At 62.9% G+C, this 18,675-nt stretch carries 19 protein-coding genes; 10 read left to right on the top strand and 9 right to left on the bottom strand.

Going from position 1 to position 18,675, the window contains the following annotated elements; genetic code table 11:
* Positions 1-9: 9 nt before the first annotated feature.
* Positions 10-417 (top strand): hypothetical protein, encoded by a 408-nt coding sequence (locus I6E51_RS00925; protein ID WP_197106924.1) that lies wholly within the window; start codon positions 10-12, stop codon positions 415-417.
* Positions 418-465: 48 nt separating this feature from the next.
* Here I6E51_RS00925 and I6E51_RS00920 read toward each other — a convergent pair whose 3' ends face one another.
* Genes I6E51_RS00920 through I6E51_RS00910 form a run of 3 tightly spaced genes read right to left on the bottom strand, consistent with a single transcriptional unit; the run spans position 466 to position 3,322 of the window.
* Positions 466-1,128 carry an HAD hydrolase-like protein gene (locus tag I6E51_RS00920; RefSeq protein WP_197109146.1) on the bottom strand — a complete coding sequence of 221 codons (663 nt, stop codon included), beginning with the start codon at positions 1,126-1,128 and terminating at the stop codon, positions 466-468.
* 31 nt (positions 1,129-1,159) lie between these two features.
* Positions 1,160-1,855 carry an endonuclease NucS gene (gene nucS, locus I6E51_RS00915; protein WP_197106926.1) on the bottom strand — a complete coding sequence of 232 codons (696 nt, stop codon included), beginning with the start codon at positions 1,853-1,855 and terminating at the stop codon, positions 1,160-1,162.
* 48 nt (positions 1,856-1,903) lie between these two features.
* On the bottom strand, positions 1,904-3,322 hold the full coding sequence (locus tag I6E51_RS00910) for an MFS transporter (protein WP_197106927.1): 1,419 nt from the start codon (positions 3,320-3,322) through the stop codon (positions 1,904-1,906).
* A 75-nt stretch (positions 3,323-3,397) separates the two neighbouring features.
* Here I6E51_RS00910 and I6E51_RS00905 point away from each other — a divergent pair, with 75 nt between their 5' ends.
* Together I6E51_RS00905 and I6E51_RS00900 are read left to right on the top strand one after the other, a co-directional pair.
* Entirely contained in the window at positions 3,398-5,365 is a 1,968-nt protein-coding gene (locus tag I6E51_RS00905; RefSeq protein ID WP_197109145.1) for a M13 family metallopeptidase, read from the top strand.
* 134 nt (positions 5,366-5,499) lie between these two features.
* Positions 5,500-6,273 (top strand): serine hydrolase, encoded by a 774-nt coding sequence (locus I6E51_RS00900; protein WP_307783743.1) that lies wholly within the window; start codon positions 5,500-5,502, stop codon positions 6,271-6,273.
* A 14-nt stretch (positions 6,274-6,287) separates the two neighbouring features.
* On the opposite strand, the gene I6E51_RS00895 is transcribed toward I6E51_RS00900, so the two are convergent.
* From I6E51_RS00895 to I6E51_RS00870, 6 genes are all read right to left on the bottom strand, one after another.
* Positions 6,288-7,382 carry a DUF2510 domain-containing protein gene (locus I6E51_RS00895; RefSeq protein WP_197109144.1) on the bottom strand — a complete coding sequence of 365 codons (1,095 nt, stop codon included), beginning with the start codon at positions 7,380-7,382 and terminating at the stop codon, positions 6,288-6,290.
* Positions 7,383-7,450: 68 nt separating this feature from the next.
* Positions 7,451-7,810 carry a hypothetical protein gene (locus I6E51_RS00890; protein WP_197106931.1) on the bottom strand — a complete coding sequence of 120 codons (360 nt, stop codon included), beginning with the start codon at positions 7,808-7,810 and terminating at the stop codon, positions 7,451-7,453.
* A 50-nt stretch (positions 7,811-7,860) separates the two neighbouring features.
* Positions 7,861-8,280, bottom strand: a complete 420-nt coding sequence (locus tag I6E51_RS00885; protein ID WP_197106932.1) for a roadblock/LC7 domain-containing protein — start codon at positions 8,278-8,280, stop codon at positions 7,861-7,863.
* Entirely contained in the window at positions 8,280-8,855 is a 576-nt protein-coding gene (locus I6E51_RS00880; RefSeq protein WP_197106933.1) for an ATP/GTP-binding protein, read from the bottom strand. The genes I6E51_RS00885 and I6E51_RS00880 overlap by 1 nt, the downstream gene beginning before the upstream one ends.
* A 259-nt stretch (positions 8,856-9,114) precedes the next feature.
* Complete coding sequence (locus I6E51_RS00875; RefSeq protein ID WP_197109143.1) at positions 9,115-9,747, bottom strand: GNAT family N-acetyltransferase; 633 nt, start codon at positions 9,745-9,747, stop codon at positions 9,115-9,117.
* 53 nt (positions 9,748-9,800) lie between these two features.
* A complete protein-coding gene (locus I6E51_RS00870) occupies positions 9,801-11,036 on the bottom strand; it encodes a glutamyl-tRNA reductase (protein WP_197106935.1) in 1,236 nt (411 codons plus the stop codon).
* Between the two features lie 17 nt (positions 11,037-11,053).
* Here I6E51_RS00870 and hemE point away from each other — a divergent pair, with 17 nt between their 5' ends.
* From hemE to I6E51_RS00835, 7 genes are read left to right on the top strand one after another with little or no spacing between them, the layout of a single operon-like run.
* Entirely contained in the window at positions 11,054-12,112 is a 1,059-nt protein-coding gene (gene hemE / locus I6E51_RS00865; RefSeq protein WP_197109142.1) for a uroporphyrinogen decarboxylase, read from the top strand.
* Between the two features lie 5 nt (positions 12,113-12,117).
* Entirely contained in the window at positions 12,118-13,422 is a 1,305-nt protein-coding gene (locus tag I6E51_RS00860) for an NAD(P)/FAD-dependent oxidoreductase (RefSeq protein WP_197109141.1), read from the top strand.
* A 56-nt stretch (positions 13,423-13,478) separates the two neighbouring features.
* Positions 13,479-14,159: a hydrogen peroxide-dependent heme synthase gene (gene hemQ / locus I6E51_RS00855; RefSeq protein WP_197109140.1), complete on the top strand. Its 681-nt coding sequence runs from the start codon at positions 13,479-13,481 to the stop codon at positions 14,157-14,159.
* Positions 14,156-15,325, top strand: coding sequence for a ferrochelatase (locus I6E51_RS00850; protein ID WP_197109139.1), 1,170 nt, complete (start codon positions 14,156-14,158; stop codon positions 15,323-15,325). Before hemQ ends, I6E51_RS00850 begins: the two co-directional genes overlap by 4 nt.
* Positions 15,322-16,236 (top strand): hydroxymethylbilane synthase, encoded by a 915-nt coding sequence (hemC, locus tag I6E51_RS00845; RefSeq protein WP_197106940.1) that lies wholly within the window; start codon positions 15,322-15,324, stop codon positions 16,234-16,236. The genes I6E51_RS00850 and hemC overlap by 4 nt, the downstream gene beginning before the upstream one ends.
* Positions 16,233-17,228, top strand: a complete 996-nt coding sequence (hemB, locus tag I6E51_RS00840; RefSeq protein WP_197109138.1) for a porphobilinogen synthase — start codon at positions 16,233-16,235, stop codon at positions 17,226-17,228. The genes hemC and hemB overlap by 4 nt, the downstream gene beginning before the upstream one ends.
* Positions 17,225-18,610 carry a glutamate-1-semialdehyde 2,1-aminomutase gene (locus tag I6E51_RS00835; RefSeq protein WP_197106942.1) on the top strand — a complete coding sequence of 462 codons (1,386 nt, stop codon included), beginning with the start codon at positions 17,225-17,227 and terminating at the stop codon, positions 18,608-18,610. Before hemB ends, I6E51_RS00835 begins: the two co-directional genes overlap by 4 nt.
* Positions 18,611-18,675 lie beyond the last annotated feature (65 nt).

The following is an 18,675-nucleotide window of genomic DNA, read 5'->3' as shown; positions in this document are numbered from 1 at the left end:
GAGACAGCGATGTCAATGATGCGCACATCACACCGAACCTCGATCGCGCTCATTGCCGCAGTCGCCGCGGCGACTCTCGCTGGCTGCACGTCCGAGGGTCCTCGAACAATTGCCCAGCCAGACCTTCCTCCGGCAGAAACTGCGCAGCGTGCCGAAGAGCAGGCTGATGCAGCGTTGGAGAGGTTGCAGGAGTTGTATCCCGACGTCGAAGTGCCTGAGGCATCGTTCGTACGTTTTGTCACGATCGAAGAGTTACCGATCGCCCGTGCCGACTGTCTCAGCTCTCACGGATTCGACGTTACGGTCGAGGACGGCGGCATCGGTTGGGAAGAGACTGAAGACTTCGACAAAGAGAAGTTCTATGCGGTGCAGTACCTCTGCGAAATCAAATACCCGCTTGACCCGAAATTCGGTTAGCAGTAGCAGCCTTCGTGCCCGCGCGGGCCGCTACACGCTCGCTCCCCGCTAGCTAGGAAGCAACAGCGGCAGCAGTTCTTCTGCCTTCGACACCACAGCGAGCGATCCCTCGGATTCGCCCGGGTTGCCGTAACCCCAGTCGACATAGATCGTGGGGATGTTGTGCTCGGCTGCGCCCTCGATGTCGTAGAAGCGGTCACCGATCATGACCGGGTTGCTCACGTCGGCACCGATCATCTTCAGGCGGGTGATGGCCTCGGCCACCACATCCTTCTTGGCGCTACGAATCTCGTCGATCGAGGCGCCGGCCATCACGCGGAAGTACTGCGTGAGGTTCGCATGATCCAGAATCACGGATGCCGGGAATTCGGGCTTCGAGGTCGCCAGCGACAGCGGAATCCCGGTCGCGTGCAGCGTCTTCAGCACCTCGGGAATGCCGGGGAAGATGTCGCTTCCGTTGGCGCTGTTGCCCTCCATGTAATGGCGGCGGTAGATCGAGAGTGCCTGCGCCGCTTCAACGGGCGTGAACCCGGCGCGGTCACGGAACGAGTCCACAATGGGCGGGCCAACGTAGGCGCGCAACTCTTCAGCGGAGGGAACGGGGTAGCCCATTTCCTCAAACATGTAGGCGAGCGACGCCGTGATTCCGGGCGCCGAGTCAGCGATCGTGCCGTCGAGGTCAACGAGAATGCAAGTCCAGTTATTAGCCATTTGTTACCAGCCTAAGGCGCGCGCCTGAATACTAGAACAATCGCATGTTGGGGTCGTCGAGCCCGCGCATTTCGTCGTAGTCCAACAGCACACAGCGGATGCCGCGGTCCTTGGCGAGCGTGCGTGCCTGTGGCTTGATTTCCTGGGCGGCAAAGATGCCCGTGACGGGAGCCAGCAGCGGGTCACGGTTCATCAGCTCGAGGTACCGCGTCAACTGCTCGACGCCGTCGATGTCGCCACGACGCTTGAGCTCCACCGCAACGCTCGCGCCCTTCTCGTCGGTCGCAAGAATGTCGACCGGCCCAATGGCGGTCATGTATTCGCGGCGCACGAGACGGTAGCCGTCGCCCAAAATGTCGATGTGCTCGGCCAGCAACTTCTGCAGGTGAGCCTCGACACCATCCTTTTGCAGTCCGGGGTCGACGCCTAGCGCGTGGCTTGAATCGTGCAGGATTTCGTGAATAGAGACGATGAGCATGTCAGCCGACTTGGTGTGGGCGACCTTCCAGATCTCGGTGACTCCGGCATCCGACTGCTCGGCTTCGGGCTCAAGGGTGGAAAGCACGCAGGGCGGGCTCATCCAGTTGAGCGGCTTGTACGAGAGCGCATCGGAGTGCACGAGCACACTGCCGTCGGCCTTCAGCAACAGCAGTCGCGTCGCGAGGGGCAGGTGGGCACTGAGGCGTCCGGCGTAATCAACGGAGCATTTGGCTATGACAAGTCGCACCCGATGAGCCTAACGGTGTGCGGCAGGCAGTTGCTATTTGCTGCCGCGCTATTTGCCGGGGCGCTTGCGCTTGAACTTGCCGAGACCCCGCCGCGCGTTCTCCCGCTGCGCTTCTTCGATCTGCTCGGGAGTGATGACGAAGTGCATTTCGGTCGTCGCCATACTGACGGCAGCGGATGTTGGACCCGGCGAAGAGAAGTCGATGTAGGTGTACGCGTGGCGGCCTGCCAACTCGCGGGCGTACGGCGAAAGCAGCCCGGAAATAATCGCGAGAACGACGATGAGTAGCAGCGCGTTCAGCACGCCGACTTGGTCGCTCAGCACACCAATCATGGGCGGTCCGATGAGGGTCGAAGCGTACGCAATCGTCGCGACGGCGGTGACTCTGGCGGTGGCGCGCTTGGGGTCGTCGGCGGCGGCCGAGATTCCCACGGGGAATCCGAGCGCAGCACCTGCGCCCCACAGCGCGGTGCCCACAACCGCGAGCCAGACAACGGGCGAGAAAATGACGAGCAGCAGGCCGGCAGCGGCTAGGCCAGCGGATGTCCGCAGCACGGGAACGCGACCGAAGCGGTCGAGGGCGCGAACTCCGAAGAAGCGGGTCGCGGTCATTGCTGTCACGAAGACACCGAAAATCAGGGTGCCGAAGGCGTTGGAGATTTCGTAGCCATCAACCATGGCGAGAGCGAGCCAGTCGATTGCGGAGCCTTCAGCAAATGCCATCCCGAGCACGATGATGCCGATCAGGATGGTGCGTGGTTCGAGCCAGACGCTCTTGAGCTTCGGCGCGGTCAGCTCTCCCGCGGCGATCTTCATCTCGACGGTGTTGGGCGGGGGATCCGCCAGGCGCTCCGGAAGGATGAACGCGGAAACGACCAGTGCGGTGATCAGCACGATGATCGACACCACGATCAGGTGGGTGGCGAGAGGAACGTGCAGCGCTTCCGCCGCTGCGCCAAACCCAGCGCCCGCCATCGTCCCGAGACTGTAGAACCCGTGGAGCGTTGGCATGCTCGAGCGACCGAGCAGCCGTTCGTTGGCGGTGCCCGACAGGTTGATGGCAACGTCGTACGTGCTGAAGGCCAAGCCGAACACGGCGAGCGAGATCACCGCGCCGAAGAAGCTTCCGACGAGCCCGATGATGATCGCGGTGGCCGCTAGTGACGCGACAAACAGCACGACGCACGCGCGCACGACGATCTTTGCGCCGAATCGTTCGACCAACTTGCCCGCGACGACAAGCCCCAGAAGGGAACCGATGGCGAGCCCAAACAGCAGCACGCCGATTTCGGAGTGACTGGCATCGAAGGTGTCGCGAACGGTCGGGATGCGACCTACCCAACTGGCAAAAGAGAAGCCAGCGAGGGCGAAGAGGGTTGCAATCGCGTTGCGCCACGAAAGCACTTGGTGGGTGGTGAGGCCGTGGGGAAGAGATGGTGGTGTGGCGGCCGAGTCAGAGGCTGTCATCGCTTAAGTGTAGGGCTATCCACTGGTCTCAGATTCGCAGCGAATCCTTGTAAAGAACGCTCTAGGCTGGGGTGCATGAGTGTCGAATCGTCATTGCCTTCCGGAATTGCCGTCAACGATCTTGATGAGAAGGTGCGCCCTCAAGACGATCTCTTCCGCCATGTGAATGGTGCCTGGATTGACCGCACCGAGATTCCGTCGGACAAGGCGCGCTATGGCTCGTTCATGGTGCTGGCCGAAGAGTCGGAAGCCGCTGTGCGCGACATCATCATTGAGTCGCAGTCGGCTGAGCCGGGCACAGAAGCGCGCAAGGTCGGCGACCTCTATGCAAGCTTCCTTGATGAGGCCCGTGCCGACGAGCTCGGGGCTACCCCCATCGCACCGCAGCTTGCCGACGTAGCCGCTGTCGATTCCATCCCCACTCTTCTCAGCACTCTCGGTCGCCTCGAACGCGGCGGCACGAGTGGCTTCTTCCAACTCTTCGTCGACAACGACCCCGGCAACCCCGAGCGCTACCTCGTCTTTCTCGAGCAGGGCGGTCTTGGCCTCCCCGATGAGTCGTATTACCGCGAAGAAAAATTCGCCGAAATCCTCGCCAAGTACGAAACGTTTATTGAGCGGATGCTCACGCTCGCCGGTCTCGATGCCCCGGCTGAGCGTGCCGGCCGCATCGTCGCCCTCGAAACCGAGATCGCGTCGAAGCACTGGGACAACGTCGCCAACCGCGACAGCGAAAAGACCTACAACCCGATGACGTGGCACGCCGCCAACGACCTCACGGGTTCTGTCGACCTGAACGTCTGGCTCGACGCCATCGATGTTCCCGCCCACTCCTTTGACGAGGTTGTTGTGCGCCAGCCCAGCTTCGCCGAAGGGCTCGAGGCGGTGCTGAGTGACGACCACCTGCAGGCGTGGCGCGACTGGTTGTCGTGGCAGGTCATCCGCAACAACGCCGCCTACCTGTCGGGTGATTTTGTGGAGGCCAACTTCGACTTCTACGGTCGCACGCTGTCGGGCACGCCCCAACTTCGTGCCCGCTGGAAGCGCGGCGTCTCGCTGGTCGAGGGTGTGCTTGGCGAAGCCGTGGGCAAGATTTACGTTGACCGCCACTTCCCTCCGACGGCCAAGGCGGCGATGGATGTACTCGTCGCTAACCTCGTTGAGGCCTACCGCCAGTCGATTACTCAGCTGGAGTGGATGAGCCCAACCACGCGCGAGCGTGCTCTCAACAAGCTCGACAAGTTCACGCCCAAGATCGGGTTCCCCGAAAAGTGGCGCGACTATTCCACGCTCGACATCAGCGCGGATGACCTCGCCGGCAACGTGCGTGCGGCCAACGAATTCGAGTTCCAGCGTGAACTCGGCAAGATCGGCAAAGAGCTCGACCGCGACGAGTGGTTCATGACGCCGCAAACCATCAACGCCTATTACAACCCCGGTTTCAACGAGATCGTCTTCCCCGCCGCCATCCTGCAGTACCCGTTCTTTGACGAGGGTCGGGATGACGCCGCCAACTATGCAGCCATCGGTGCGGTAATTGGGCACGAAATCGGTCACGGCTTCGACGATCAAGGTTCCAAATACGACGGCGACGGTCGCCTCATTGACTGGTGGACTCCCGAAGACAAGGCCGCGTTCGAAGAGCGCACCAAGTCGCTCATCGACCAGTACGACGCTCTAGCTCCGGCTCAGGTTCCCGAGCACCACGTCAATGGGTCACTCACGATTGGCGAGAACATCGGCGACCTCGGTGGGCTCGCGATTGCGTGGAAGGCCTACCAAATCTCTCTCGACGGCGCCGAAGCTCCCGTCATCGACGGTCTCACCGGTGCGCAGCGATTCTTCATGTCCTGGGCGCAAGCGTGGCAGCAAAAGGGACGCGACGAAGAGGTAATTCGCTTGCTCGCGATCGATCCTCACTCGCCGAACGAGTTCCGATGCAACCAAATTGTTCGCAATCTTGACGCGTTCTATGAGACATTTAGTGTTACGAAATCCGATTCGTTGTGGCTGGACCCGAAAGATCGCGTCACTATTTGGTAGAGATCGAGCAAACCCGAGAACGCCGGAATCGCATTCGCACCCCCCGAGTTGCGAAGCATGCCGGAACTGGAGAAGTACCCAACTTCACCAGTACCTTTGCCGCGCTTGGAAAACTGAAACTTGCCGATCGCAGCGTGCGCGTATCCGCCAGTGCGGTCGACATCAACACGGGCAAGACGATCCTCAGCATCGACGATCGGGTAGAGCTTCCCACGGCCAGCATCGGCAAGATCCTGTTGCTCATCGAAGTAGCGGCACGATTCGATAGTCGTGACTTTGCGCCCTACGGCATCCTCGACAAAGTTCCCGGAGCCTCCGTCGGTGCTGCAGGGCTGTGGCAGCACTTGCAGGCACCATCACTTCCGGTGGCGGACTTGGCGGCTCTCGTCGGGGCGACCAGCGACAACCTCGCGACCAACATCCTGCTGCGCCTCATTGGGTTGGATGCTGTGCGAGCCCGCACCGAATCCCTCGGCCTCACCAAGACAGCACTTCTCGACCTCGTGCGTGACACTCGCGGTCCCGACGATGCACCCCAGCTTTCCGTCGGCTCCGCCATCGAACTCAGCTGGCTATTCGGAGCCCTCGCCCGTGGCGAAATTGTGAACTCGATCGCCAGCCAGCGCGTGCTCGGTTGGCTCTCGCTCAACACCGATCTGTCGCTCGTGGCGAGTGCGTTCGGGCTTGATCCCCTGGCTCACCGGGGAGCAGACCACAACACACTGCTGGTCAACAAGACCGGAATCGACCAGGGGGTGCGAGCGGAAGCGGGCGCCCTCAGAGGCAACAAGCGCGCGGTCGCGTATGCGGCATCCATTCAATTTGATGACGCCAACCTTCGTTCACGCTTGCGCGTGATTGAAGCGATGCGCACCTTCGGCCTCGACCTGCTGGAGTACGTGCACTAAGACGCACCCCGCGGCTAGCGACTGAAGCGTGCTTTCAGTCGAGAGAAGATTCCCTCTTTCGAGGCTTCCGGCTCAGGCATCCGAATCACATCTGCGGTCGTATCGACGGTGTGCGTCAACAGACCCATCAGTTCAAAAGTGGAGACCAGACGACGCGCTTCGTCTTCGGGAACATGCGCGAGTGACGCGAGTTCGGTGATCGTGAGGTAGGCGGCGCCGAGCATTGCGGTCATGCTCATCTGATCGGTCGTGTGCGTGAGCGTGGTGAGGTTTGGCCAGCGACGCAGCTTGAAGCGAGCACCCGAAAGGCTCAACGGATCGAATGACTCGGGCTGAGCCTGCGTGCCAATAAGCCAAATAAGAGGTTCCCAGTCGCGGCCAGCTTCACTGTGATGGATCGCGAGCGGGCGAGCGACGGTCTCCACGTCACCATCGGTGTTCGTTGCGGAGAGTTTTTCGAGAGGTTGGGCCCACCAGTAGACGCCGCCGCGGGGGTCAATGACCAGGGTGGGGGCGTCGGCGAAGCGGAGTTCCACGAGTGGTTCCGCAGCGGAATGAACGGCTTCGGTGATGGCGCGGTTCAGCGCGTTCCAAGTAGCTGCGGGCAGAGCGATATCAACACTGCTAGCGGGACCGGTGCGGCGCTTGCCGGCTGCAGACGCACCGGAGGCGGCATCCGCTCGAGTGTTGTCGTCGTCTATCGGGGTGACGTTGAGAATGTGGGCCGTGGCGCGCGTCGGCTCGTCAGCAGGTGAAGCAGCAGCGGCGACCGTCGCTGAGGCTGCGACCGGGACAGGGGCGGTGGCCGTCGCCGTAGTTGTCGTGCCGCCCATTGCGGGCATTGCCGAGGCCATGGAGGCACTCGCGTTCGCATGATCGCGGGCGCTCTTGCGGGCGGCCGGGTGAATGATGAGCACCTCGGGGTCCGCGGCGGTGGCAGGAGCGCTGACGTTGAACTGTTCTTCAGAGATCGTGTCGTTTAGTGGTGTTGGCGAGCTGTCGAGGGCCGACACGTGCTCGGTCCAAGACGCGGAATCCCACCAGCGAAGTTGCAGAGCGCCAAGCGGGTCGCGGTACCACCCAGCGGGGATACTGGTGCCGTCGGTCATGATGTTTCTTTCTGAGCAGTAAAGCCTGCTGTGGCGGTCATCGAATGACCGCCACAGCGAGTGGATTCTTAGAGGCCGAGGCTGGAGTCGGCGGTCTTGACGTTGATACGTGCAAGCGCGAGGTTCGACTTCGCCTTGTCGAGTACGAAGTAGATGAAGACCTCGGGGTTCGATGCCAACGGGCGGATGATGTGGTACTGGCTCGAGAGCGTGATGAGGATGTCATCGATGGAGTCCTTGAGGCCGAGAGCCTTCATGGTCTTGAGCTTCGCGCGCACAACCTCGGTGTTTCCGGCTGCTGCTGCGTCGAGGTCGATGCCGCTTCCGGCGCTTCCGAGCAGCATGCCCGATCCGCTGTCGACTACTGCGGCAGCCATAGCGCCGTCAGTCTCGAGAAGAGCGGCGAGGGTTTCAGTGATGTTTGACATTGTGTTCTCCGTTTAGGTGTCGGGTTGGTGTTACTTCGATGTGATGCTGGTTAAGCAATGAGTTCGGCCATGCGACGCGCGGCGATGCGAGCGATCGAGAGGCCTTTGCCCAAAGTTTCATGAGTGTCGAACAGCGCAGCGAGCACGATGGGGTGCCCTTGAACGCGCAGTTGGATGACGTGGCCGAGTTCGGATGCGATGATCACGTACTCGTTGGTGCCGATTTTCAGTTCGTGGGCGACAGCATCGCTGAGTGCTTGCACTGAGCTGGACATGCTGGCGAAGCGTCCGCCATCCGTATGGGTTCCATTGAGGTGAACGATCTCGAAGCCGTCATCGGTGAGCAGCGAGGCAAAGGTGAGTGAGCTCGCGAGATCCTGCATTTCGGCGAGGGTGCGGTTGCCGGCATCGATGTGGACGGGGTTCAGGTGCGACGCAATAGCGGCGACGGGCGTAGGGGTGAGGTTCATTAGATGTTCTCGGAAATCGGTGTCGGGGCAGGTGCAAGGAGTTCACGCATTTCGACGCTGGCAACGAGGGTGAGCAACAGGGTGCGCATCTCTTCGGCATTGCGAGGGTCGACGGTGAACACGGGAATCAGCTGGTCGGGAGACGCAGCGGTAAGTGCGGCCGAGTAGTCGGCAACACTGGGTGTTTCGGAAACATCAGACTTCGTGACACCGATGACGACTGCGCCGCGGGAGTGAAGGTCACGGAAGTCGTTGAGGTATTCGAGAAGCAACGCGACAGAGTCGGGCGCATCATTGTTGATCAGCAGCAGTAGACCACGTGCGCGGCCCGCCAAAATTGACCACATGAAATCGAAGCGCTTTTGCCCCGGAACTCCGTAGAGGCGAACCTTCGTGACATCGTCGATGGTGATCTCGCCGTAGTCAAGCGCCACCGTAGTGGTCTCTTTATCCGCTGTCTCGCGATCCGTGTTGGTAGCCTCGGTCGACACCACATCGATTTCGCTCAGACTGCGAATAGCGGTCGTCTTGCCGGAGCCCATGGGGCCAGCAAACAAAACGACGTGCTCAGACATAGATCTCTTTCGGTTGGTTAGTGGTTCGGAGCGAACGCCTCATCAGATGGGCGTGAAAAATGTGCGAAACGATCGATCATCGTTTGTGGCGTTAATAGAATCGGCGCTGCCCAAAATCTTCACGAGTCCCCACTCGGGGGACGTGAAACTAGAACCCGCAGAAAACTGCACCAGAACGTTCTGTCTGTCCCCTAGTCTGGGTGTGCATTTTCCGCGGAAATTGGGGGAATTCGCAGACAAAGGCGGGGGAGCGGGAGCCTTAACCGTGCGGGTGTGCAGCCCATTCGCGATCGAGAATTGCGTAAATGCCGGTGTCGGCCCACGCGCCCTTGAACCACATATCTTCTACGTGGTGCGCTTCATGCCGCATGCCAAGCGCGAGACACAAGCGAACGGAATCGTCGTTTCGGGGATCCAGATTGGCGAATACCCGGTGCAGCTTCAGGGTGTCGAAAGCGAGATCGAGCAGAGCGGATGCCGCCTCCCGGGCATAGCCCTTGCCCTGAAAATCGGGATGCAGTGCCCAGCCGATCTCAGCGTTCGAATCCTCAGCGCTTTCGATCTTGAAATACAGGGTGCCGATCATCACAGGGCGGCGCTTGCGGTGGTGAGCTGAGCGCACCGCACCCGCAGCAACGGGAGGAACAGCATCCGGAAGCTCAATGGCCAGCTGCACGTAATCGTCAGTCTCCGCGAGCACTTCGCTGGCCGTCCACTCGGTGATCTTCTCGATTATCGTGGCGCGGTCGCGGGGCTCGTAGAGCATGTAGGTGGTGAGCTCGGGGTCTGACTGCTGGGTGTGCAGGTCATCGATATCGTGCTCGCTGAGAGTGAGACGGCGCAGCACGAGGCGCTCGGTGTGGAGGGGCGCTGTTGACTCATACGGTTTCATGCGAGCCCCTCATCGTTGTGGGTGGTGCCGAAGGCCAGTATCGCGACCCGTGATTACGCCGTGTGCGGTCGCGCCTGGGCGTCGCTTGCCCGTGCCGTGCGTTCGACCGGGATGTTGTAGAGCGCTGAGAGGGCAGCATCAAACTCTGCGACGCGGCCTTCCGCCGCGAACTCGCGGGCGCGCACCGAAGGGCCGTGCAGCAAGACGCCACCGAGGTGACGCAGCGCCGAAATGGTTTCGTCGCCGGCTCCGCGAGCAGTGGCGCGAGCAATTTCCGCCTCAAGGAGGGCGAAGTGGTGCTTGCGAAGAGCAACGATGGCTGGCTCCGCCTGGCTTTCGGCAGCGAATTCGTGGGCGGCCGTGCGAACCAGGTCGCGAGCATCCGCGTGCGCGTTCAGCTCTTCGAGCGGTGCGTGCAGGCTGATGGTTTCGAGGTCGAGCAGGTCGACGCCGTCGAGCTGGCCAACCGCGGGGTCAACGTTGCGGGGGAGACCAAGATCGAGCACGAGGCACTTGCTGGCGGCCGAGAAGCGCTCGGTGCCGAGCACGGCGCTTGCGGTGCAGGTGACGATGACGTCAACGTCGAAGTCTTCGCTGGGGGTGAGGCCGTGCTTGAGGGCGAAGGCGGCGTCGCGGCCCGAGGGCGAGAAGACGCGAAGGTCGAGTGCGCCTTTGTCGCGCAGGGCGTTGACGGTCGTGACGGCGTAGCGGCCGGTGCCCACGACGAGAACGCTCGCGGTCGACCAGTCGGCGACGCGGCTTGAGGCCAGTTCGAGAGCGAGGCGCACAAGCGACTTACCTGCTCCACCGATGGCGGTGTTGTTCTTGATGCCGCGACTCGTGTGAGTGGCGCGCTGAAAGAGGCGCTCGAGGTCACGAGTGGTCGTGCCGTCTTTGCGTGCCTGATCGAGCGCGCGGCTGACCTGGCCTGAGATCTCGGCTTCACCGATCACGACGGACTCAAGACCCGAGGTCACCGCAAAGAGGTGAGCTGCGGCATCCGCCCCCTCATGGACCGCGATGGAGGAATGGAGCGTGTCGATGCTGAGGCCGGTGCGCTCGCTCAGTGATTCGAGCAGCGAGCAGACCGTAATGGCCGTGGCGGCAGTGAGCGGTTCCTCGACATCGAGGTAGGCCTCGAAGCGGTTGCAGGTGGCAACCAGAACGGCTCCGGCAACGAAATCATTGTGCGAAACGAGGTCGACGGTGGCCGCCGGGGCGACCTCAGACAGACTTTCGAGTACGTCTAAGCTCGCGTTGCGATGATTCGAGCTAAGACACAGGAGCACAACCTAATGTTAACCCCGTGACTTTGAATTCTGACCACCCACTTCTCGACGGCCGCACAGCTAACTCGCCTATCATCCGGGCCTACCGCGGCGATCGCCCCGAAACCACTCCCGTCTGGTTTATGCGCCAGGCCGGCCGCTCCCTTCCCGAGTACCGCAAACTGCGCGAAGGCAACGAAATGTTGGAGGCGTGCCTCACGCCCGACCTCGCGAGCGAAATCACGATGCAGCCCGTGCGTCGCCACAATGTCGACGCCGCTATTTTTTTCAGCGACATCGTTATCCCCGCCAAGCTTGCCGGCGTTGAGGTCGAGATTGTTCCCGGTCGTGGCCCCGTGTTCGCTAACCCGATTCGTACGGCGGCGGATGTCGCCAAGCTGCACCCGATCGACCCGGCTGCGTTTGCGCCGATCCGCGAGGCTGTCGCGCAAACCGTTGCTCAGCTCGGAACCACCCCGCTGATCGGTTTCGCTGGAGCACCATTCACTCTCGCGTCGTACATGGTGGAGGGTGGCCCGAGCAAAGACCAGCAGCGTGCTCGCACGCTCATGTACTCCGACCCGCAGACCTGGGCGAACTTGCTCAACTGGTGTGCCGATGTCGCTGGCGAATTCTTGATCGCCCAGGTTGAGGCTGGCGCCTCTGCCGTGCAACTCTTCGACTCGTGGGTCGGTTCGCTCTCGGAGCAGCAGTACGTGCGCCGGGTGGCGCCGCACTCCAAGCGTGTTCTTTCGCACTTGCGTGGCTACGACGTGCCGAAGGTTCACTTCGGTGTCGGCAGCGGCGAAGTTTTGCAGGCCATGCACTCGATCGGCGCTGACGTCATGGGCGTTGACTGGCGCATCCCGCTCGACGAAGCCGACCGTCGCCTCGGTGGTGGCGTTCCGCTGCAGGGCAACATTGATCCCGCGCTGCTTGGCGCCCCGTGGCATGTGCTCGAAGCGCACGTGCGCGATGTCATGAACCGCGGCCGCGTTGCTCCCGCCCACGTGGTCAACCTCGGCCACGGTGTTGGCCCCGACACTGACCCGGATGTGCTCACTAAAATTGTGGAGCTCGTTCACGAGGAAGGTTAGTGAGCGTGAGCACGACAGAATTCACCGTCGTCGGCGGCGGCATCGCGGGGCTCGTAGCCGCGCGCAAGCTCGCGATGGCGGGGCGAACCGTGCGCCTTATCGAGGCAAGCGATCATCTCGGCGGCACCGTGGCATCCCACCTTGTCGGCGGTATCAATCTGGATGCCGGAGCCGAAAGCTTCGCCACCCGCGGCGATACTGTTGCCGACCTCGCTCGCGAGCTGGGTCTTGGCGACGACATCGTTTCACCGAGCGACGAAGGTGCTTGGCTGCAGCCCGTGGATGGCGCGGCCCTCCCGTTGCCCAGCACCGGCATCTTGGGTATTCCGGCGACACCGCTCGACGCTCAGACGATCGCAGTTCTGGGCATGGGCGGCGCTCTGCGTGCGCAACTCGATTCTCTGATTCCGTGGTTCGGAAAGCGCACTGACGTGTCGCTCGGTGCTCTCGTTCGTCGCCGCATGGGCAAGGCCGTTGTCGAGAAACTGGTCGCCCCTATCGTGCACGGCGTGTACTCGCTGCACCCCGACGATCTTCCGCTCGACCGCGTTGCAACGCTCAAGGAACGCCTCGCCCTCCACGGGTCGCTGGCGGCAGCGGTGCGTTCGATGCGTGGCGCGATGCCGGCCGGAACAGCAGTTCAGGGCATCCGGGGCGGAATCAATCGCCTCGTCACTGAGCTGGCCGCCGATCTGAAGACCTACGGCGTGATTGTCGAGCTCGACCGGCGCATTGAGAGTGCCGACGAGCTCGCCGACCTTGACGGCACCGTCATTGTGGCCGCTCCCGGCATCCTCGCCCCGGTTCGTGGCCGCACCGTCACGCTCGCAACCCTCGTGCTTGATGCGCCCGCGTTGGATGCCGAACCCCGCGGTTCAGGAGTGCTCGTCGCCCCCGGCTGCACCGCCGTTTCCGCTCGCGCACTCACCCATGCGACGGCGAAATGGCAGTGGCTGAAAGAGCAGGCGGATGGCCGCCACGTTGTGCGCCTCTCGTACAACGAGGTGCCGGACGGAGAGTTTGCCGACGTCGCTCGTCGCGATGCCGAAGTGCTGCTCGGGGTCTCGCTACCGCCAGAGTCGGTCATTGATTTTGCTCGTCGCGAATGGGTTCGCCCGGCCGCGCTCGCCGCCGCTGAGCGCACGGATGGCGTAGTCGTTGTCGGCGAAACTGTCGGCGGAACCGGGCTGGCTGGCATCGTCACGCACGCCAACGCCACGGCCGATCGCCTGCTGGCGCTCGCCGCCGAGGAGCCCGCCACCGAGGCAGCTACCGAGCCCGCCGCCGAGGCAGCCGAAGAGATAGAATAGTTAGGTTCACCTAACTCACGGTATTTTCCCAGTGTGCCCAGAAGGCGCGGGAGAGAATGGAAGACATGACAGACGTCGACGAGTCCACTGAAGTTTTGGGTTACACACTGTGGGCGGTTCTCCGTCGTGATCCGCACCGTCCGGCGCTCGCCGGCAACCTCGACAAGGCCGTGGCCGCTGTCGAAGCTCGCGGAGTGACCATCCGCGGTTTCTATGATGTTTCAGGCATGCGCGCCGATGCCGACATCATGATTTGGTTGCACGGCAGCAACCCCGAAGACATTCAGTGGGCGCTGCGCGAACTGCGTCGCAGCGACCCGCTTGCCTCGTTGCTTCCCACCTGGAACGCCATGGGTGTTCACCGCGACGCCGAGTTCTCGAAGAGCCACATGCCCGCGTTCATGCGCGGCAAAGAGCCAGAAGCCTGGCTCACCGTTTACCCCTTCGTTCGTAGCTACGAGTGGTACCTATTGCCCGACGCCGAGCGCAGCACGATGCTCCGCGACCACGGCATCAAGGGTTCGGAGATGCCCCAGGTTCTCGCCAACACTGTCGCGAGCTTTGCGCTCGGAGACTACGAGTGGATGCTCGCGCTCGAAGCTCCCGAACTCGTTGACCTTGTCGACCTCATGCGTCACCTCCGTCAGACGGATGCTCGCCTGCACGTGCGCGAAGAGGTCCCCTTCTACACGGGCCGCCGCATCACTCTCGACGAGATCTCTGAGGTGCTGGCATGACCCACGTTCTTGGTGCAACGGATGCCGCGGCATCCGGTCCTGAACACGTCGAGGAGCCCGTGGCCTACGACGCCATTCTCCTCGCAAGTTTTGGTGGGCCTGAGGGTCAAGACGATGTCATCCCGTTCCTGCGGAATGTCACGCGCGGACGAGGAATCCCCGAAGAGCGCCTCGAGGAGGTCGCGCATCACTACCGCGCGTTCGGTGGCATCAGCCCGATCAACGACCAGAACCGTGAGCTGAAGGCAGCGCTCGAAGCCGAGCTTGCTCGCCGCGGAATCGACCTGCCCGTGCTGTGGGGAAACCGCAACTGGAATCCCTACTTGAGCGATGCGCTCACCGAAGCCAATGAGCGCGGCTACAAGAAGCTCATAGCCGTGGGCACGAGTGCGTACAGCTCGTACTCCAGCTGCCGCCAGTACCGCGAAGACTACGCAATCGCCCTTGAGCAGACTGGTCTCGAAGGCACGATCCAGATTGACAAGGTGCGTCAGTTCTTCGACCACCCCGGTTTCGTTCAGCCGTTCATCGACGGCGTTCGTGACGGTCTCGCTCAGATCGCCGCCAAGGGCATTGCGCCCGAGAAGACGCACGTGCTCTTCACGACCCACTCGATTCCTTCGACGGATGCCGCCAAGAGCGGCCCGGAGTCGCGCGGTTTCGGAGAGGGCGGTGCCTACGCGGCACAGCACCTCGCGGTCTCAGAAGTAGTCATGGCGGCGCAGGCGGAAGACTTTTCCGCCAGCACGCTGCCGGCCCACAGCCTCGTGTATCAGTCGCGCAGTGGCCCGCCCTCGATGCCGTGGCTGGAGCCCGACATCAACGATGCGATTGATGCGCTCGCCGCCGATGGCATCGAAGCGGTTGTCATCGTTCCGGTCGGATTCATCTCCGACCACATGGAAGTGAAGTGGGATCTCGACACCGAAGCGTTGGAAACTGCGGGAGGCCACAACATGGTTGCCGTTCGCGTTCCTACGCCCGGCGTACATCCGGCGTTCGTCACGGGTCTTATTGACCTCGTGTTGGAGCGCCGCGACGGAGTGCCGGTGGCAGACCGCCCCGCACTAACAACAATCGGCCCCTGGTACGACGTCTGTCGTCCCGGATGCTGTGAAAACGTGCGGCTCGGCTTCAAGCCGGCAGCCGCGGGGGTAGCACCGTGACCGTAATTCGTATTGGCACCAGAGGCAGCACACTCGCAATGGCGCAGACCACCACGGTGGCACGCCAGCTCGAAAGCAAGACCGGCGTGGAGACGGAAATCATTCCGATCTCCACTCAGGGTGACCGCTCAACAGAATCGCTCTCCACGATCGGCGGGCAGGGTGTGTTCGCGAATGCTCTGCGCGAAGCGCTGCTCGCGGGGGAGTGCGATGTTGTCGTGCACTCGCTCAAAGATCTTCCGACCGCTCCCGTGCCCGGTCTCACGATCGCGGCTATCCCCAAGCGTGCCGACGAGCGCGATGTGGTGTGTGCTCGCGATGAGCTCACCCTCGCGACGCTGCCCGCTGGTTCCACGGTCGGCACCGGTTCGCCGCGTCGCCAGGCTCAGCTGCGCTCGCTCTACCCCGACCTTGAGGTCGTCGACATTCGTGGCAACATCGATTCACGCCTCGACAAAGTCACCAACGGCGAACTGGATGCCGTCATCCTCGCCGCTGCCGGCCTCGCGCGTGCCGGTCGCTCGGCGGCCGTCACCGAGCACCTCGGCATTTCGGGCTGGCCAACCGCTCCCGGCCAGGGCGCCCTGGCGATCGAAACTCGCACGGGTGAAGAGAAGCTCGCGGCAGTGCTCGACCACAAACCCAGCCGCACGAAGACTGACGCCGAACGCTACGTTCTCGCTTTCCTCGACGCCGGATGCTCGGCTCCTCTCGGAGCGCACGCCGTGATCGACGACGGCCTGTTGTTCTTGGATGCGCGGGTCTACGCCCTCGATGGCTCCCGTTACCTCACCAGCTCGCACGCGCTGTACGTCAACGATGTGGACGACCCGGCGCGCGAGGCAGCACAGCGGGTCGCCGACGATCTTTTGGCACAGGGCGCTGGGGAACTTACCGGGGCACGAGCGTGATCATCCGCCCCCGCCGTTTGCGGTCGAGCCCGGCGATGCGTCGTCTCGTCGCCGAGAACCGCACCCACCCGAACCAGCTGATTCTGCCGATGTTTGTGCGCGAAGGGCTCACCGAGCCTGCCGCGATTAGTTCGATGCCGGGCGTGCAGCAGCATTCGCTCGACTCCATGCGCCGCGCGATTGCCGAAGCCGCCGAGCTGGGTGTCGGTGGCGTGATGCTCTTCGGCGTTCCTGAGCACAAGGATGCCGAAGGTTCGGGAGCAATTGACCCCAACGGAATCCTCAACGTCGCTACGCGCGCGGCCGTCGCCGAGGCCGGTGACGCCCTCGTCGTGCAAACCGATCTCTGCTTGGACGAATTCACCGATCACGGTCACTGCGGTGTGCTGCGCGAGCGCACTCACCCTGTCACTGGCGTGACTGAACTCGTCGTCGACAACGACGCTTCACTCGAGCGTTACCGCGAGATGGGTGTGGCTCAGGCCGAAGCCGGCTCGCAACTGCTCGGGCTCAGCGGCATGATGGACGGCCAAGTTGCCGCCGTGCGCGACGCGCTCGACACCGCCGGCCACACTGACACCCCCTTGCTCGGTTACGCCGCCAAATACGCCTCGGCGTTCTATGGGCCGTTCCGTGAAGCCGTGCAGTCCTCGCTCGTGGGCGATCGCCGTGCCTACCAGCAGAACCCCGCCAACCGCCGCGAGGGCGTGCGCGAAGTCGAACTCGACATCGACGAGGGTGCCGACGTCGTGATGGTGAAGCCCGCCATGAGCTTCCTCGACGTGCTGGCCGACGCCAGCGCCATCAGCAGCGTGCCCGTGTGGGCGTACCAAGTCTCCGGCGAATACGCGATGATCGAAGCCGCCGCAGCGAACGGCTGGATCGACCGCCGCCGCGCTATTGAAGAATCAGTACTCAGCATCCAGAGGGCCGGCGCCGAAGCGGTGCTCACCTACTACGCAACCGAACTTGCAGAATGGCTACGCGAATGAGCGACACCACGTCCAACACCCCGTCCGCCCCCGTCACCAACCAACAGTCGTTCGACCGCGCTCGCGGCGTGCTGCCCGGCGGCGTCAACTCGCCCGTGCGTGCGTTCGGCTCCGTCGGCGGAACGCCCCGTTTCTACGTGAAAGCCTCCGGCTCGTACGTGACGGATGTTGAGGGCCGGTCGTACATCGACCTCGTCAACTCCTGGGGCCCCGCCATCCTCGGCCACGCTCATCCCGAAGTGATCGACGCCGTTCAGCAGGCAGCGTCGCGCGGCCTCGGCTTTGGAGCATCCACTCCCGCCGAGACCGAGCTCGCCGAACTCGTGCGTGCGCGCATCAGCGTTGGGGGAGTGAGCCCGATCGAACGCTTGCGCCTCGTTTCCACCGGCACCGAAGCGACCATGACGGCTATACGTTTGGCTCGCGGCGCTACTGGTCGTCGCCTGCTCGTGAAGTTCGCCGGGCACTACCACGGTCACTCCGACGGGCTTCTGGCTGAAGCCGGTTCTGGCCTTGCGACGCTCTCGATGCCCGGCTCGGCCGGAGTCACCGCCGAGACCGCAGCCCAAACTCTCGTTATTGAGTACAACAACGTTGCCGCCCTCGAGCAGGTCTTCGCCGAACACGGCCACGACATCGCCGGTGTCATTTTCGAAGCCGCCGCCGCGAACATGGGCGTTCTGGCGCCACAACCCGGCTTCAACGAAGCCATCGTGCGCATCGCCCACGAGCACGGCGCCCTCGCCATCAGCGACGAAGTCCTCACGGGCTTCCGCGTCGACCCCGCTGGCTACTGGGGCTTGGATGCTCGTGCCGCAGCAGCCGCCAACCCCGAAGCCCCTGACGCGCGCTGGGTCCCCGACCTCTTCACCTTTGGCAAGGTCATCGGTGGCGGAATGCCGTTGGCCGCTTTGGGTGGTTCGGCTCGCATCATGGAGTTGCTGGCTCCACTCGGCCCGGTCTACCAAGCAGGCACCCTGAGCGGAAACCCGGTCGCCGTCGCTGCGGGCCTCGCTACGCTTCGGCTCGCCGACGACGCCGTGTATTCGCGGCTCAACCAGGTTGCCGAAACGCTTTCGACCGAAACGTCTGCCGCACTCTCCGCCGAGGGTGTTGAGCACGTTGTGCAGCACGCGGGCAACCTGTTCTCGTTCGTGTTCAGCGGCGCCGAGCCCATGAACTTTGCCGACGTGAAGGCCCAGCAGGGCTACCGCTACGCACCCTTCTTCCACTCCATGCTGGAGTCGGGGGTGTCACTGCCTCCGAGTGTGTTTGAGGCGTGGTTCGTTTCGGCAGCCCACGACGATGGCGTGGTCTCGAAGATTGTCGAGGCACTGCCCGCCGCCGCGAAGGCTGCCGCCGCGGCATCCGCCCCGCAGTAACAGCGAGAAGGGATGCTGGGCTCGCGTGGGCCCGGAGCGTGATTCCGTTCGCCACAATGACTCGT

The organism is Salinibacterium sp. NSLL17, assembly GCF_015864935.1.
Taxonomy (GTDB): Bacteria; Actinomycetota; Actinomycetes; order Actinomycetales; family Microbacteriaceae; genus Rhodoglobus.
The sequence above is the reverse complement of the archived record's forward strand: the minus strand, read 5'-3'. Positions and strand labels throughout refer to the sequence as shown.

What these genes read in the sequence shown, in the direction of transcription:
- I6E51_RS00925 (WP_197106924.1), top strand. Translation starts at nt 10, where the DNA reads ATGTCAATGATGCGCACATCACACCGAACCTCGATCGCGCTCATTGCC.
- I6E51_RS00920 (WP_197109146.1), bottom strand. Translation starts at nt 1,128, where the DNA reads ATGGCTAATAACTGGACTTGCATTCTCGTTGACCTCGACGGCACGATC.
- I6E51_RS00910 (WP_197106927.1), bottom strand. Translation starts at nt 3,322, where the DNA reads ATGACAGCCTCTGACTCGGCCGCCACACCACCATCTCTTCCCCACGGC.
- I6E51_RS00905 (WP_197109145.1), top strand. Translation starts at nt 3,398, where the DNA reads ATGAGTGTCGAATCGTCATTGCCTTCCGGAATTGCCGTCAACGATCTT.
- I6E51_RS00895 (WP_197109144.1), bottom strand. Translation starts at nt 7,382, where the DNA reads ATGACCGACGGCACCAGTATCCCCGCTGGGTGGTACCGCGACCCGCTT.
- I6E51_RS00890 (WP_197106931.1), bottom strand. Translation starts at nt 7,810, where the DNA reads ATGTCAAACATCACTGAAACCCTCGCCGCTCTTCTCGAGACTGACGGC.
- I6E51_RS00885 (WP_197106932.1), bottom strand. Translation starts at nt 8,280, where the DNA reads ATGAACCTCACCCCTACGCCCGTCGCCGCTATTGCGTCGCACCTGAAC.
- I6E51_RS00880 (WP_197106933.1), bottom strand. Translation starts at nt 8,855, where the DNA reads ATGTCTGAGCACGTCGTTTTGTTTGCTGGCCCCATGGGCTCCGGCAAG.
- I6E51_RS00875 (WP_197109143.1), bottom strand. Translation starts at nt 9,747, where the DNA reads ATGAAACCGTATGAGTCAACAGCGCCCCTCCACACCGAGCGCCTCGTG.
- hemQ (WP_197109140.1), top strand. Translation starts at nt 13,479, where the DNA reads ATGGAAGACATGACAGACGTCGACGAGTCCACTGAAGTTTTGGGTTAC.
- I6E51_RS00850 (WP_197109139.1), top strand. Translation starts at nt 14,156, where the DNA reads ATGACCCACGTTCTTGGTGCAACGGATGCCGCGGCATCCGGTCCTGAA.
- I6E51_RS00835 (WP_197106942.1), top strand. Translation starts at nt 17,225, where the DNA reads ATGAGCGACACCACGTCCAACACCCCGTCCGCCCCCGTCACCAACCAA.